This window comes from Algibacter miyuki (genome assembly GCF_030409805.1).
GTDB classification, from domain to species: domain Bacteria; phylum Bacteroidota; class Bacteroidia; order Flavobacteriales; family Flavobacteriaceae; genus Algibacter; species Algibacter miyuki.
Map to the genome: position 1 here is coordinate 765,379 of NZ_JAUFQP010000010.1, position 15,542 is coordinate 780,920.

At 33.7% G+C, this 15,542-nt stretch carries 16 protein-coding genes; 13 read left to right on the forward strand and 3 right to left on the reverse strand.

Annotated features, from left to right (window positions below):
* Positions 1-34: 34 nt before the first annotated feature.
* Genes QWY92_RS11255 through QWY92_RS11265 form a run of 3 tightly spaced genes read left to right on the forward strand, consistent with a single transcriptional unit; the run spans position 35 to position 1,761 of the window.
* Positions 35-856, forward strand: a complete 822-nt coding sequence (locus QWY92_RS11255) for a phosphatidate cytidylyltransferase (protein ID WP_290271299.1) — start codon at positions 35-37, stop codon at positions 854-856.
* Complete coding sequence (locus tag QWY92_RS11260) at positions 846-1,505, forward strand: phosphatidylserine decarboxylase family protein (protein WP_290271301.1); 660 nt, start codon at positions 846-848, stop codon at positions 1,503-1,505. The genes QWY92_RS11255 and QWY92_RS11260 overlap by 11 nt, the downstream gene beginning before the upstream one ends.
* Positions 1,495-1,761, forward strand: coding sequence for an acyl-CoA-binding protein (locus QWY92_RS11265; RefSeq protein ID WP_290271303.1), 267 nt, complete (start codon positions 1,495-1,497; stop codon positions 1,759-1,761). The genes QWY92_RS11260 and QWY92_RS11265 overlap by 11 nt, the downstream gene beginning before the upstream one ends.
* Positions 1,762-1,884: 123 nt before the next feature.
* Here the strand turns inward: QWY92_RS11265 and QWY92_RS11270 are convergent, their stop codons facing one another.
* Entirely contained in the window at positions 1,885-4,521 is a 2,637-nt protein-coding gene (locus QWY92_RS11270; protein ID WP_290271305.1) for a valine--tRNA ligase, read from the reverse strand.
* A 306-nt stretch (positions 4,522-4,827) separates the two neighbouring features.
* On the opposite strand from QWY92_RS11270, the gene QWY92_RS11275 reads away from it, so the two are divergent.
* Positions 4,828-5,244: a DUF1573 domain-containing protein gene (locus QWY92_RS11275; RefSeq protein WP_290271308.1), complete on the forward strand. Its 417-nt coding sequence runs from the start codon at positions 4,828-4,830 to the stop codon at positions 5,242-5,244.
* A gap of 54 nt (positions 5,245-5,298) precedes the next feature.
* On the opposite strand, the gene QWY92_RS11280 is transcribed toward QWY92_RS11275, so the two are convergent.
* Complete coding sequence (locus tag QWY92_RS11280; protein ID WP_290271310.1) at positions 5,299-6,636, reverse strand: aspartyl protease family protein; 1,338 nt, start codon at positions 6,634-6,636, stop codon at positions 5,299-5,301.
* Positions 6,637-6,754: 118 nt separating this feature from the next.
* Between QWY92_RS11280 and QWY92_RS11285 the strand changes: the two genes are divergently transcribed.
* Genes QWY92_RS11285 through QWY92_RS11300 form a run of 4 tightly spaced genes read left to right on the forward strand, consistent with a single transcriptional unit; the run spans position 6,755 to position 10,341 of the window.
* Positions 6,755-7,945: a pyridoxal phosphate-dependent aminotransferase gene (locus tag QWY92_RS11285; protein ID WP_290271311.1), complete on the forward strand. Its 1,191-nt coding sequence runs from the start codon at positions 6,755-6,757 to the stop codon at positions 7,943-7,945.
* Complete coding sequence (gene murB / locus QWY92_RS11290; RefSeq protein WP_290271314.1) at positions 7,945-8,958, forward strand: UDP-N-acetylmuramate dehydrogenase; 1,014 nt, start codon at positions 7,945-7,947, stop codon at positions 8,956-8,958. Before QWY92_RS11285 ends, murB begins: the two co-directional genes overlap by 1 nt.
* Before the next feature lie 52 nt (positions 8,959-9,010).
* Positions 9,011-9,541: an RNA polymerase sigma factor gene (locus QWY92_RS11295; protein ID WP_290271315.1), complete on the forward strand. Its 531-nt coding sequence runs from the start codon at positions 9,011-9,013 to the stop codon at positions 9,539-9,541.
* Positions 9,542-9,552: 11 nt separating this feature from the next.
* Complete coding sequence (locus tag QWY92_RS11300; protein ID WP_290271317.1) at positions 9,553-10,341, forward strand: anti-sigma factor; 789 nt, start codon at positions 9,553-9,555, stop codon at positions 10,339-10,341.
* 376 nt (positions 10,342-10,717) lie between these two features.
* Here QWY92_RS11300 and aqpZ read toward each other — a convergent pair whose 3' ends face one another.
* On the reverse strand, positions 10,718-11,404 hold the full coding sequence (gene aqpZ, locus QWY92_RS11305) for an aquaporin Z (RefSeq protein ID WP_290271319.1): 687 nt from the start codon (positions 11,402-11,404) through the stop codon (positions 10,718-10,720).
* Positions 11,405-11,629: 225 nt separating this feature from the next.
* Between aqpZ and QWY92_RS11310 the strand changes: the two genes are divergently transcribed.
* From QWY92_RS11310 to gap, 5 genes are all read left to right on the forward strand, one after another.
* On the forward strand, positions 11,630-11,833 hold the full coding sequence (locus QWY92_RS11310) for a membrane or secreted protein (protein WP_290271321.1): 204 nt from the start codon (positions 11,630-11,632) through the stop codon (positions 11,831-11,833).
* A 6-nt stretch (positions 11,834-11,839) separates the two neighbouring features.
* Positions 11,840-12,952, forward strand: coding sequence for a glycosyltransferase (locus QWY92_RS11315; RefSeq protein WP_290271322.1), 1,113 nt, complete (start codon positions 11,840-11,842; stop codon positions 12,950-12,952).
* Positions 12,943-13,488 (forward strand): RNA polymerase sigma factor, encoded by a 546-nt coding sequence (locus QWY92_RS11320; RefSeq protein WP_290271323.1) that lies wholly within the window; start codon positions 12,943-12,945, stop codon positions 13,486-13,488. The genes QWY92_RS11315 and QWY92_RS11320 overlap by 10 nt, the downstream gene beginning before the upstream one ends.
* Positions 13,489-13,627: 139 nt before the next feature.
* Entirely contained in the window at positions 13,628-14,506 is an 879-nt protein-coding gene (gene lipA / locus QWY92_RS11325; RefSeq protein WP_290271325.1) for a lipoyl synthase, read from the forward strand.
* 3 nt (positions 14,507-14,509) lie between these two features.
* Positions 14,510-15,526 carry a type I glyceraldehyde-3-phosphate dehydrogenase gene (gap, locus tag QWY92_RS11330; RefSeq protein ID WP_290271608.1) on the forward strand — a complete coding sequence of 339 codons (1,017 nt, stop codon included), beginning with the start codon at positions 14,510-14,512 and terminating at the stop codon, positions 15,524-15,526.
* The last annotated feature ends 16 nt before the right edge of the window (positions 15,527-15,542 follow it).

Consider the following 15,542-nt stretch of genomic DNA (forward strand, 5'->3'; position numbering starts at 1 on the left):
CTGCTTGTATTTACATTAAAACTAACAACTAACCATGAAAGAAACTCTCATCCGATCGCTTTCAGGCTTACTTTATGTTGTTATACTTATAGCATGTTTACAATTTGAATACGCCATTACCGTACTTTTATTCGTTTTTGGTATCATCAGTATTCAAGAATTTAAAAAATTAACGCAGCTTAAAAGTAACATTCCATACCTTATATTTATTGTACTTTATGGTTTAATAGCTTATTACAAACTCTTTAAACTAGACTTAGAAGCAGCAAACGATGCCATTCAGGTACTTACAGTCCTTACTATTTTTGTGCTTCTTTTTTTAATAAGAGATTTGTTCTCAAAAAAAATCATTCCTTTATTTAGTTCTAAGCGTTTTTTACTCACGACCTTCTACATTACAAGCGGTTTTATATTCTTGTTTTTAATTGCTAATTATTATGAAGACTACAACCCTAACATTTTATTAGGTGGTTTTATATTAGTTTGGGTGAATGATACTTTTGCGTATTTAGTGGGAAAAAACTTTGGAAAACAGAAGCTTTTTGAAAAAATTTCACCTAAAAAAACAGTAGAAGGCTTTCTTGGCGGACTGTTTTTTGCCTGTGTAGCCAGTTATTTTATTGCTAATTACACAGAAATTCTAAACTCTACATATTGGCTTATTTTAAGCATAATCATCAGTGTATTCGGTACTTTAGGCGATTTAATCGAATCGAAATTTAAGCGTCAAGCCCAAGTAAAAGACAGTGGAACTATTATGCCTGGCCATGGAGGGCTCTTAGATCGCTTAGATAGTATTATATTTGCAGCACCTTTTATATATTTGTTTTTAAGAATTTTGCACTATGTTTCATAAAGAAGGAAATAAAATTATCCTAATCACGCTCATCGTAGTTGTGGCCTTATTTTTATTAATTGATGGTTTTATTGCTATTTACTGGCTTAGAACCTTATTAATGATTACTGTATTGGCTTTTTTAATCATCATCCTTCAATTTTTCAGAAACCCAAAACGCCACACCACGTTAGACACTAAAAATGTTGTATCTCCAGTTGATGGTAAAGTTGTGGTTATTGAAGAAGTTTTTGAAAAAGAATATTTCAAAGAAAAACGATTACAGGTTAGCGTTTTCATGTCGCCAATAAATGTACACGTAACACGTTACCCTATCGGTGGAAATGTTGTTTTCAGCAAGTACCATCCAGGAAAGTTTTTAGTAGCATGGCACCCAAAAGCTAGTGAAGAAAACGAACGTACAACCGTTGTGGTAGAAAACGAAACTTACGGCAAAGTATTATACCGTCAAATTGCGGGAGCTTTAGCCAAACGTATAGTAAATTACGCTAAAGTAGATGATAAAGCAATACAAGGTGCCGACTCTGGATTTATAAAATTTGGTTCAAGAGTTGATTTATTCTTACCTTTGGACACTAAAATTAAAGTAGAACTTAACCAAAAAGTTCGCGGAGGCGAAAGTGTTATTGCAGAAGTTAATGATAAATAAAGACTTAGAAATACAGTTTGAAGATGCCGTAAAGCGGGTAAATGCACATGCAGACCCTTTTCCTGCAGACACTTTATTGAAGCTATACGCCTACTATAAAAAGGCTACCAACGATTATAGTCGCCCAAAAAGCAAGAAACCTATTATCAATGCTTTTAAAACTAACGCCTTATTTCAAGTAAAAAATATTACTAAAGAAGAAGCCATGGAAACCTATATTGAGTTGGTTAATAATTACTTTTTATACCGAGAATAAAAACACTTCTGAAAACTACTTTTACAGAAGTTGATATAAATAAAAAAGCACTAACGATTTAAAAATCATTAGTGCTTTTTTTATGTTCTATTTCATAATACAATCGTAAAACGATTACACCATCTAACCTAAGCTTACTAAACTTGCTTGTAGCGTTTCAATTTTAGCTAAAGCATCGGCTTCCTTCTTACGTTCGTTAGCTATAACTTGTTCTGGTGCGCCAGCAACAAAACGTTCGTTAGAGAGCTTCTTTTGAACTGATTTTAGAAAACCTTCGGTGTATTTAAGTTCTTCTGAAAGTTTCTTAATTTCAGCTTCAACATCAATAGCGCCTTCCATCGGAATAAAATATTCGTTGGCCTTCACTCTAAAAGTTAAAGCACCTTCAACAGGTTCTGACACATAATCTACCGCTTCTAAGTTACCCAATTTAGCAATAACCTCATCGAATGTTTTATCGGTATTTTCATTATTAATTACAGAAAACCCAATAGCATCTTTAAAGGCGATATTCTTTTCTTTCCTTACCGTTCTTATTCCTGAAATAACTTCTGAAGCAAATTCAAATTGAGAAATAATAGTTTGATTAATAGGCTGTATGGTTGGCCATTTTGCAACAATTAAGGCATCTTCCGGAGTTCTTTCAGAAATATATTGCCAAATATCTTCCGTTAAAAAAGGCATAAATGGATGTAATATTTTTAAGTTGTCTTCAAAAACAGCCATTACTTTATTATAAGTCGTTGCATCAATTGGCTGCTGGTATTCTGGTTTTACAATTTCTAATAACCATCCACAGAAATCATCGTAAATAAGTTTATAAATCGCCATTAAAGCATCACTTAATCGATACTTACTAAAATGATCTTCAATATCTACTAAAGCCGCATTAAACTTGGCTTGGTACCAATCTAAAGCAATTTTACTAGAGTTTGGTTGTGGAATAGTTTCGCTTACCTCCCAAAGATTTGTTAGATTAAAAGCATTCCATATTTTATTTCCGAATCCTTTTCCTTGTTGGCAAAGTGCTTCATCAAACATTAAATCATTTCCGGCTGCCGAACTCAATAGTAATCCAACACGAACACCATCGGCACTATATTCTTCAATAAGTTTTAAAGCATCAGGAGAATTCCCTAAACTTTTACTCATTTTTCGGCGTTGCTTATCGCGAACTAAGCCTGTTAAGTATACGTTGTTAAAGGGTTTTTCATCTTTATACTCGTAACCTGCAATAATCATTCTAGCTACCCAAAAGAATAAAATATCTGGTCCGGTAACCAAATCGTTGGTTGGGTAGTAATATTTAATTTCTTCATTTTCTGGATTTCTAATACCATCGAAAACAGACATGGGCCATAACCAAGACGAGAACCAAGTATCTAACGCATCGGTATCTTGTGTTAAGTCTTCAACTTTTAAATCCGTTTTGCCCGTTGCTTTTTGTGCTTTTTCCAAAGCTGCTTCAATATTTTCGGCAACTACAAAATCTTCTTTTCCGTCGCCATAGAAGTAAGCTGGAATTTGTTGCCCCCACAGTAACTGACGAGAAATATTCCAGTCGCGAATATTTTCCATCCAATGACGATAGGTGTTTTCAAATTTCTTTGGAAATAATTTAATTTCGGAATTTTCACCTAAAACAGCTTCAATCGCAGGTTTTACCAGTTCCTCCATTTTAAGGAACCATTGATCGGACAGGCGAGGTTCGATAACCGCTTTTGTTCTTTCAGAAGTTCCTACTTTATTGATATGTGTTTCCGTTTTTACTAAAACACCTAAAGCCTCAAGTTCCTTTGCTACAGATTTTCTTGCAACAAAACGATCTTGACCTTCAAATTGTAAACCAAAACTATTTAAAGAGGCATCTTCATTAAAAATATCGATTACTTCTAAGTTGTGCTTATCTCCTAAAACCTTATCATTTTCATCGTGTGCAGGTGTTACTTTTAAACAACCTGTACCAAATTCAAGATCGACATACTCGTCTTCAATAATTGGAATTACTCTACCGCAAATGGGAACGATTGCTTTTTTTCCACGTAAGTGAACAAAACGCTCATCGTTCGGGTTTATACATATAGCAGAATCGCCAAAAATTGTTTCAGGTCTTGTAGTTGCAATGGTTAACACATCGTCACTACCTTCTATTTTATAATTAATATAATATAAGTTTCCTTGACGTTCCTCATGAATCACTTCTTCATCAGAAAGTGTTGTTTTAGCTTCTGGATCCCAGTTTACCATACGGTAACCACGATAAATTAAGCCTTTGTCATGTAAATCGATAAATACTTTTATCACGGCTTCCGACATATCGTCGTCCATGGTAAATTTCGTTCTATCCCAATCGCAAGAACATCCTAATTTTTTCAACTGCTCTAAAATTACGCCACCATATTCGTGCGTCCATTCCCAAGCGTGTTCTAAAAACTCTTCGCGAGTTAAATCGTTTTTATCAATGCCTTGTTCCTTTAACTTCGCAACAACTTTAGCTTCGGTAGCAATAGAGGCGTGATCGGTTCCTGGAACCCAACATGCATTTTTGCCCTGCAAGCGCGCATGACGAATTAAAACATCTTGAATAGTATTATTAAGCATGTGCCCCATGTGCAATACACCTGTAACGTTTGGCGGCGGAATTACAATAGTGTAAGGTTCTCTTTCATCGGGTGTTGAATGAAAATAATTATGTTTCATCCAGTAATCGTACCACTTACTTTCTACCTGACTTGCATCATATTTTGATGGAATTTGCATACTTTGGAATAGTTTTTGAATATTGAAATACAAAAGTACTTATATTTCTTTTTCTGTGAAAGCAATAAGCGGTATTGCAACCATATTAAACCAATACGCTTCAACATTTTTAAATGAATTCACTAAAAGGAGTATGTACGGATACTAGGTTAAAGGTGTTAATTAATATGTATTTCACCCATTATTCTTGTAGATGACAGGAAAAGTGAGTACTTTTGATTTAGTTATTACGAATAACAACAATAAAATGACCCCAAATAAAACGGGTATTAATTGTATCAAACATAGAATATTAAATAAAAAGTTATGAAAAAGATTATTACAATTTTATTTATCGGATTAATGAGCTATGCAGTAAATGCACAGGCTAAGATTGAATTTAAATCGGATACTATCGATTATGGAACTATAGAAAAAGGTGCCAATGGTGTTCGCGAATTTGAATTTACCAACACAGGAAACGAGCCTTTAATTGTATCTAAAGTATCGTCTAGTTGTGGATGTACTATCCCTAAAAAACCAGACGCTCCAATTATGCCAGGAAAAACAGGTGTTATTGAGGTAAAATACGATACAAACCGTGTTAACCCAATTAGAAAAACAATTACTGTAATTTCTAACGCTGTAACACCAACAGTAGCCTTAAAAATTAAAGGTTTAGTTATTGAAGCGAACACTCAAAGTGTTTTACAGAAAAAAGAGAAGAGTATTGTACAACAATAGACTCTAAAAATAATATTTAAAAAAGGCTTAAAACAATCTTGTTTTAAGCCTTTTCTATTTAAAAACAGATTCTAACTTAAAGTAATACGTCAAAATTTCGCCTTGCCGTTCTACTTTTAATTTAATTCGTTTACCTACATCTTCATAAAATAGGTGCATTAATTTTTGTAACGAATATTCGTAGCTCGGTTGATTATTGATATACAAAATATTATCTCCTATTTGCAAGCCTACTTTCTCGGCCGGCGAACCTTTTCGCAATTCAACAATAACATAAACAGGTTTTAATGAAATATTATAACTTGGACTAAATACAATTTTAGTATCATCGGAAACCCCATTCTCATTTTGGCTCTTATTTTTCGATACAAAACGCTCAGCTTCTTTAATCAACCTAACGCCGTTATGCTCTAACTCGATTCCGCTTTTATTATATCCAAAGGCATCTTTAAAATACATGTTTTTTTTGAAGGTTACTTTTGCTTTTTGGTAATCGAAAATAATATTGAACCGTTTTAATATTTCGCCAGACACACTCCCATGTCTCCGCTTATTCCCCAACGCATGCCCAATAGAAAGAGAATCAGGAAAAGCGACATTCGGATTTTTAATAATGTATTTATTTAAATGAAAGGCTTTAATTTTAGATCGCTTTCCGTAAACACTTCCGCTTAAACCATGCCCAAGAAAATCTTCAAAATAAGGATTCTTAGTCGTTATACCTTGGTCTTCATTTTCAAATAACCATAAAGCATCACTGCCGCCAGAATCGATTAATAATTTTACAGGAATAAGATTATCATTTATATCAATCTCACCATTTATATACGGCTTGTTATTATAGAACTCCAAACTAAACACTTCACAAGAACGGCATGCCTTATATTTATACTTTTTATGGTTTGTAAACCGTAAAAACTTTCGTGCATAATTTATTTCAACCACTAAATCCTTAAAAACATCAAAACCTATAATGCCGTGCACCGGAATACCCAGCCTAGGACTAAAGTTTAAATTAGAGTCATGAATGGCATAAACATCTTGATTAATTTTAACAGCATCTCCAATTTTAAAAATATTGTTTTCAGATTGTAAAGCTTCAATAGATTCTCCGCCACCTAAACCTCTAAGGCGTATTTTTGTTGGATTTTTTATTTTTAACGAATCGGATATATTCAAAAAATTAAAAATAATAGGTTTACTCACGCCTGAATCTAACAAAAAGGATAGCGTAACACCATTAATTTCAACAGGAATGATAATTAAGTTATTAATGAGCTTAAACTTAATTTTATCGACTCCTCGCTTATTATTTACCACAAAACGATTTTGTGAATAACCTAAATTACCCACCAACACAAATAAAATTAGAACGTAAAGCGTCTTTTTCATGTTAAATAAAAACCATTCTTTATCAATTTAGTAATCTTTGTTACAATTACACCATTAACCCCATGTTTTTAAACAACTTTAAGTTATTTTTTGCAACTTTGTACACAAACAAACACAAATGCCAACAATATCAAAAAAAGGGCAGCTTATGCCCCAGTCTCCTATACGTAAGTTAGTTCCTTATGCTGAAGATGCAATAAAAAGAGGAAAATCGATTTACCATTTAAATATTGGACAACCAGATATTAAAACACCTCAAGTCGCCTTAGATGCTGTTAAAAACAACACCATCGAGACGCTTTCATATTCTAGATCGCAAGGTTCAGACGAGTACCGGGAAAAGTTGGCTACGTACTACAAAAAACATCAAATAAATATCACTTTAGAAGATATTATTGTTACCGTGGGCGCCAGCGAAGCTTTACAGTTTTTATTCAGCAGCATTATGGATCCTGGTGACGAGGTTATTATTCCGGAACCATTTTATGCAAATTACACGGCCTTCTCTACAGCTTCGGGTGTAAACGTAGTACCTGCTATTTGCGACATTGACGATAATTTTGCTTTACCAACAATTGAAGCTTTCGAGGCATTAATAACACCTAATACGAAAGCCATTTTAATTTGTAACCCAGGTAATCCTACAGGATATTTATATTCTGAAGAAGAAATAAAAAAGCTAGCTAAAATTGCGATAAAACACGATTTATATTTAGTAGCTGACGAGGTTTACCGCGAATTTGTTTACGATGGCGCAACCCACTATTCAATTCTTCAAGAGGAAAACATTAGCCAGAATGCGGTTATTATCGATTCGGTTTCTAAACGATACAGCATGTGTGGCGCACGTGTAGGTTGTTTAATTTCTAAAAACAAGGCACTTATGCAAACCGTTTTGAAATTTGCACAAGCCCGTTTAAGTCCGCCAACCTATGCACAACTGGCTAGTGAAGCTGCTTTAGAAACACCTCAAAGTTATTTTGATGATGTTATTGAAGAATATGTAGAACGACGTAACACGTTAATTACTGAATTACAGAAAATAGAAAACATAAAAGTTGCCATTCCAAAAGGGGCATTTTACTGTATTGTCGAATTACCCGTAAAAAATACCGATCATTTTGCACAATGGCTTTTAGAAGATTTTGACATCGATGGCGAAACTGTTATGGTTGCTCCTGCAGCCGGATTTTACTCAACACCAGGCGTTGGTTTAAATCAAATTCGTATTGCTTATGTACTCAAAAAAGACAGCCTAATCAAAGCGGTAAATATCTTAAAACAAGCATTAAAAGCATATAAAGACTAGTGCAAATACATAATAACATATCATTAAAACCGTATAATACCTTCGGAATAGATGCCCATGCAAAACACTTTGCTACCGTATCTAACATTGAAGAATTAACATCGGTGCTTCAACTAAAAACATACCCGAACAAACTTATTCTTGGAGGCGGAAGTAATATGCTACTCACCAAAGATTTTGATGGTTTGGCGCTTCATATTAATTTAAAAGGCATTGCTATTGTTTCCGAAGATGATACTTCGGTTATTGTAGAAGCTCAAGCTGGTGAAAACTGGCACGAGTTTGTGCTTTGGTGTTTAAAACAGGATTTTGGTGGTTTGGAAAACCTATCGTTAATCCCTGGAAATGTGGGCACCACTCCAATACAAAATATAGGAGCTTATGGTATTGAAATAAAAGATACTTTTGAAAGTTGCGATGGAATCAGTTTAAACACTTTTGAAACAAAAACATTTACCAAACTAGAATGTAAGTTTGGTTATCGAAATTCTATTTTCAAACAAGATTATAAAGGACAATATATTATTACCTCTGTACGTTTTAAGCTTACAAAAAAGAATCATAAATTAAATATTAATTATGGCACCATTGCTAATGAACTTGAAACAAAAGGTATAAAAAACCCAACTATTCAAGACATATCAAAAGCCGTAATTGCTATTAGGGAAAGTAAACTGCCAAACCCAAAAGATATTGGTAACAGCGGTAGCTTTTTTAAAAACCCTGTGATTGAAAAATCGCAATTTAACCAATTAATTAAAAATTTTCCAGATATGCCAAATTATCCTGTTTCAGAACAGAACGTTAAAGTTCCGGCGGGCTGGCTTATAGAAAAAGCCGGTTTTAAAGGTAAAACATTTGGCGAATATGGGGTACACAAAAACCAAGCCTTAGTGCTTGTGAACTATGGTAATGCTAAAGGTTCGGATATTTTAAAGCTCTCAAAACTTATTCAAAAAACAATAGAACGCCTTTTTAATATATCCATCGAAGCTGAAGTAAATATCTTATAATAAAAGAAACTCTAACTTTGGTATCTTTGCATATCATAAAACCAATTTTATATTGATTTCAGCAATAGAAAAAGAAATAGTTTATTTATTACAGCGTGGCGATAAAAAAGCTATATCGTTGTTATATGAAAACTATGCAGACTCTTTATTTGGCGTTATTCAAAAAGTAATAACCGATGAGGATACGGCTCAAGATGTTTTACAAGAAACTTTTGTAAAAATTTGGCGCTACGCAAAAAAATACGATGCCAGTAAAGCCAAACTATTTACATGGTTATACCGTATTGCTTATAATACTGCTATAGATAAAGTTAGATCTTTAAAGAATAAAACTACAAAAGAAGTCCAATTAGAAAATTCAGCCGTATATAAGATAACAACCAATCAGTTAAACGAGGAAGTACTTGATATAAAAAAGCATCTAAATACTTTGGATGAAAAATATCAAATTGTTATAAACGCCCTATTTTTTGAAGGGATGACCCAACAAGAAGCTAGCGACGAACTTGAAATTCCGCTAGGGACTATAAAATCGAGATTAAAAATTGGATTGCGTGAATTAAAAAAAATCTACAATCCGTAAATAACCAAGTCATGAATGAGAAAATAAACATTTTTTTAAGTTCTGGCCTATTAGAAAAATATCTACTAGGTGACACAAATTCTGTTGAAACAGAACAAGTGGAATCTTATATTTCAAAATACCCAGAAGTACAGAATGCCTACAACACACTTCAAGATAACCTTGAAATGGTTGCCAAAGTAAATGCTGTAGAAGCGCCTAAATTTATCTTAGATACTATTTTAGACGAACTAGACGAGAAAGCTGTAATAACGCTTCAACCAAAAAAGCGCTATAAATCATGGTACAAATACACCGTTGCCGCGAGTGTTGTTGCTTTACTTTTTGCAGGTACCTCCTATTTTTTATATGACCAAAACAAAAACCTTTCTGAGGAAAACCAAGTGGTTGTAGACGAAATATTTGACTTAAGAGGTGATATTGAGCAAAACAACATCATGCTTGATAATGTTATGAGGCAATTATTAAAGCTTAATAATCCTGAAACCCAAAAATATATTATCTCTGGAAACGAGCGTGCTAAAAACTTAAAAACTGTAGCTTATATAAATCCTAAAGAAAAAACATCAATGATTGATGTGGTTTCTTTACCAGAATTACCAGAAGAACAATGTTACCAAATATGGGCTGAGTTACAAGGTAAAATGATAAGTTTAGGTATTTTAAATGAAGCTGACCGTAAATTAATGAATTTACCATACGCTGATAATGCTTTAGCATTAACGATTACGATAGAGCCTAAAGGTGGTAATACTGTAGCTTCGGTAGAAAATTCGGTTGCTGAAATTAGCTTACATTAAAATATACTTTTGCAAAACTAAAGCAAACTAAACATTAAAGCCTCATTTACAAATAAATGAGGCTTTTTTATGTCTTCTATATAAATGCTCTATTTTGAAAAAGAGTTAGTCTTAATAGCTCTATCTCGTTTTCATTTGTAAAACTTATAATTAAACATACACTTTCAACCTTAAAGCAAACTGGAAAACAGCTTTGTGAATCCATTAATTTCTCCCTAAATCTTCAAAAAAGAGCATTTATGTCAACACTACAAACTTATTAATCCATTAATATCATAAATTATAAAAGCCCCATTTATAAATAAATGAGGCTTTCTGCTACTAATAAACTCTTATACAGTTCCTCTTGAACTGCTATAACTGGGCTTATTTCTATCTATTCTTTGTCGAATAATGCTTTATGTATAAATCCGGCAACAATAGCCCCCGCAATTGGAGCTATCCAAAACAGCCAAAGTTGCCCCACAAATTCGCCTCCTGCAAATAAGGCCTGGCTTGTAGAACGCGCTGGATTAACCGATGTGTTAGTAATTGGAATACTAATTAGGTGAATTAATGTTAAACCTAAACCAATCGCTATTGGCGCAAACCCTTTAGGAGCTCTAGAGTTTGTGCTTCCCAAAATAATTAAAAGGAAAAACATAGTTAATAGAAACTCCGCAATTAATGCTGCCGTCATAGAATAACCATCCGGAGACAATTCACCATAACCATTTGCAGCGAAACCACCTATAGTTTGAAAATCGGCTTTATTACTCAAAATTAAATACAACGCTCCTGCTGCAGCAAAAGCACCAATCAACTGAGCAACAATATAGCCCACTAAATCTTTAGCATCAAATTTTCCACCAGCCCATAAACCTAAAGATACCGCTGGGTTAAAATGCCCGCCAGAAATATGTCCTACCGCATAAGCCATTGTTAAAACAGTAAGACCGAAGGCTAAAGCAACTCCCATAAAGCCAATTCCTAATTCTGGGTATCCTGCTGCAAATACGGCACTACCACATCCTCCAAAAACAAGCCAAAAGGTTCCGAAAAATTCGGCAAATAATTTTTTCATAAATAATAAATTTTAAATCGGTTATATATTTGTAATCCGCTCTGTAACTATATCTTAGACACCCATAAATTTAATAGGTCACATTTCCTTTATTTTGAATTCCTTTATTAATTGTTAAAATCATATCTTTGCAGCAAAATTATTACACTGTAGTTTAAAGGTCGATTTGAAAGTTTATTTCGCCTTTTTCGACTACAATAAAAAACTAAAAATCATCATTATAATATGAAACTTTTACTGATAACTATTGTTTTGTTAGGCATAGGTGTTGCTGGTATTGCCATTAAAATATGGGCAAAAAAAGACGGAAAATTTGCCGGAACTTGCGCTAGCCAAAACCCGATGCTTAATAAAGAAGGTGAGTCTTGTGGTTTTTGTGGAAAAACGCCAGAACAATATGCCGATTGTAACGAACCTCAACATTCTTAATATTTAATGGTATTACTTGATTTTTTATGCTACGCATTTATTGCAGTAGTTTTCATTCAAGTGGTTTATTATCTTTTTATTTTCGGAAATTTTGCTTTTCTAAAACAAAAGAAACCATCTTCAAAAAACATTCCGGTTTCGGTTATTATTTGTGCAAAAAATGAAGCTGAAAACTTAAAAAACTTTCTACCATCTATAATCAATCAAGATTATCCAGAATTTGAAATTGTTTTAATTAACGACGACTCAAACGATGACACTCTCGAAATTATTGAAGAATTTGCACAAGCACACCACATTATAAAAATTGTTAATGTAAAAAATGTGGAAGCTTTTTGGGGAAACAAAAAATATGCATTAACACTAGGGATTAAAGCATCTAAATATGATTATTTACTTTTTTCAGATGCCGATTGCCAACCGGTATCCAATACTTGGATAAAGGAAATGAGTGCGCATTTCAGCAATAAAAAATCAATTGTTTTAGGTTATGGCGGGTATGCTAAAGTGAAACATTCCTTTTTAAATAAACTCATCCGTTTTGAAACGGTAATGACGGCTGTTCAATATTTTTCTTTTGCAAAAATGGGTATGCCATACATGGGTGTTGGTCGGAATTTAGCATATACCAAAAATGAATTTTTCAATGCTAATGGTTTTATTAAACACATAAAAGTGCGCTCGGGCGACGACGATTTATTTATAAACGAAGTAGCAAACTCCAAAAACACAGCCATTAGTTTTTCCTCTGGAAGTTTTACAAGTTCAATTCCAGAAACTCGTTTTAAAGCTTGGATTAAGCAGAAAAGACGTCACGTGTCAACAGCAAAACTTTACAAACCAAAACATAAAATGCTATTGGGTTTATTTTACCTATCTAACGTTTTGTTTTGGATTATGGCCTTAATTTTATTAGCAATCACGTACAATTGGATGCTTGTTTTGGGATTATTTTTATTACGCATCAGTATTCAATATCTAATTATCGGGTTTTCGTCGAAAAAATTAAAAGAATTAGATATTTTACTTTTACTTCCTGTATTAGAAATTACCCTCATCATTTCTCAATTTGTCATTTTTATAAATAACTTAATCTCAAAACCAGATTTTTGGAAATAAACGAAGCCATAAAACGCGCCAAGTCTAACGACCAAAAGGCCTTTAATTTCCTATTACATTTATATTGGGACGATGTTTATGGGTTTCAATTAAAACGTATTCAGAATGAAAACGATGCGGAAGATGTTACCATTCAAACATTTTCGCGTGCTTTTGACCGTATTGAAACCTTTGATGAAAATTACACTTTTAAAACATGGCTGATTACCATTTCTAAAAATATCCATATTGATTTACTTCGGAAGGAAAAAAATTCAATTAGCCAAGTCATTTCAAATACCGATAAAAAAGCATTTCAAGTTCTAGACGAATCGCCTTCACCTGAAGATGAATTAATAACCAAACAACATTTAGCAAAATTACTGCGCGACATAAAAAAATTAAAACCGCACTACCAAGAAATTATCAACTTGCGCTATTTCCAGGAATTAAGCTACAAAGAAATATCAAAAGAACTCAACGAGCCCATGAACAACGTAAAAGTTAAACTTTTAAGGGCTAGAAAATTACTTGCAGAAATTATTCAAGAAAAATAGCCTGACTGATTACCTTTAGCACTACTCTACTAGAATTATCAACAACAACTCCTCTCCTATTTATCCATTTAGTATCACAAAACAAGACCCTTTTTTAATAGAATACTTTGTATATTTGTAGTCTACATTTTTTAGATCTATGGATACCAAAACAGTTTCAAATATACTACCCGAACGTCAACCCAAACCAAAATGGTTACGCGTTAAACTTCCAACAGGGAAAAAATATACCGAATTACGAGGTTTAGTTGACAAATACAATCTAAATACTATTTGTGCTTCGGGAAGTTGCCCTAATATGGGCGAATGTTGGGGAGAAGGCACAGCAACTTTTATGATTTTAGGAAATGTTTGTACCCGATCGTGTGGGTTTTGTGGTGTAAAAACCGGAAGACCAGAAACCGTAGATTGGGACGAGCCTGAAAAAGTAGCACGCTCTATTAAAATTATGAAAATAAAGCATGCCGTTTTAACAAGTGTAGATCGGGATGATTTAAAAGATATGGGCAGCATTATGTGGAGCGAAACCGTAAAGGCCGTTCGCAGAATGAACCCAGAAACCACGCTTGAAACTTTAATACCCGATTTTCAAGGTATTGAACAACATTTAGATCGCATTATTGATGTGGCTCCAGAAGTTGTATCGCATAACATTGAAACCGTTAGACGACTCACTAGAGAGGTACGCATACAAGCCAAATACGACCGTAGTATGGGCGTTTTAAAATACTTAAAACAAAACGGACAACGCAGAACTAAATCTGGAATTATGCTTGGTTTAGGTGAAACACGCGAAGAAGTAATTGAAACCCTTCACGACCTAAAAGCCAACGATGTAGATGTGGTTACTATTGGGCAATATTTACAACCGAGCAAAAAACACTTACCGGTAAAACAATTTATAAACCCCGATCAATTTAAAGAATACGAAGCTATTGGGTTAGATTTAGGTTTCCGCCATGTAGAAAGTAGCGCACTGGTAAGATCGTCATACAAAGCACAAAAACACATAAACTAAATGATGATTCGTGTTGCTATAAACGGTTTTGGACGTATTGGACGTCGCGTTTTCAGGTTACTTCAAAACCACAAAAAGATAGAAGTTGTCGCTATAAACGATTTAGCCGATGCTAAAACATTAAGTCATTTATTGAAATATGATAGTGTACACGGACTTTTCAACGGAACTGTTTCTAGTGATGAAAATCATATTATTGCGAATACTAAAAAAGTAGCACTTTTAAACAATAATCATCCGAAACATATTGATTGGGCTCCCTATAACATTGATTTTGTAATTGAAGCAACTGGTAAATTTAAAACAACCGAAGATTTACAATTTCATATAACAAATGGAGCAAAACAAGTTATTTTAAGTGTTCCACCCGTAGAGGATGACACTAAAATTATTGTACTTGGCGTAAACGATGATAGTATTGATGGCACTGAAACCATAATATCTAACGCTTCGTGCACCACCAACAATGCTGCTCCGATGATCGATATTATCAATAAACTTTGCGGTATTAATCAAGCTTATATTACCACGGTACACTCTTACACAACCGATCAAAGTTTACATGACCAACCACACCGAGACTTGCGCCGTTCTCGAGCGGCAAGCCAATCTATTGTTCCAACAACAACAGGAGCAGCAAAAGCATTGACTAAAATATTCCCAGAATTATCCGACGTTATTGGTGGCTGTGGCATTCGTGTGCCAGTTATCAATGGCTCCTTAACAGATATTACATTCAACGTAAAACGAACCGTAACTATCAGTGATATAAATACTGCTTTTTTAGAAGCTTCAAAAAGCAATTACAAAGGCATTCTAGAATACACTGAAGATCCGATAGTATCCATTGATATTGTTGGCAATACGCACTCCTGTATTTTCGATTCACAAATGACTTCAGTCATCGGAAACATGGTGAAAATTATTGGTTGGTATGATAATGAAACTGGGTATTCATCAAGAATTATTGACTTAATATGTAATTTAACTGAAAAAAGTAAACTTTTATCGAACAAATAGTTATATTTGTTTGTAA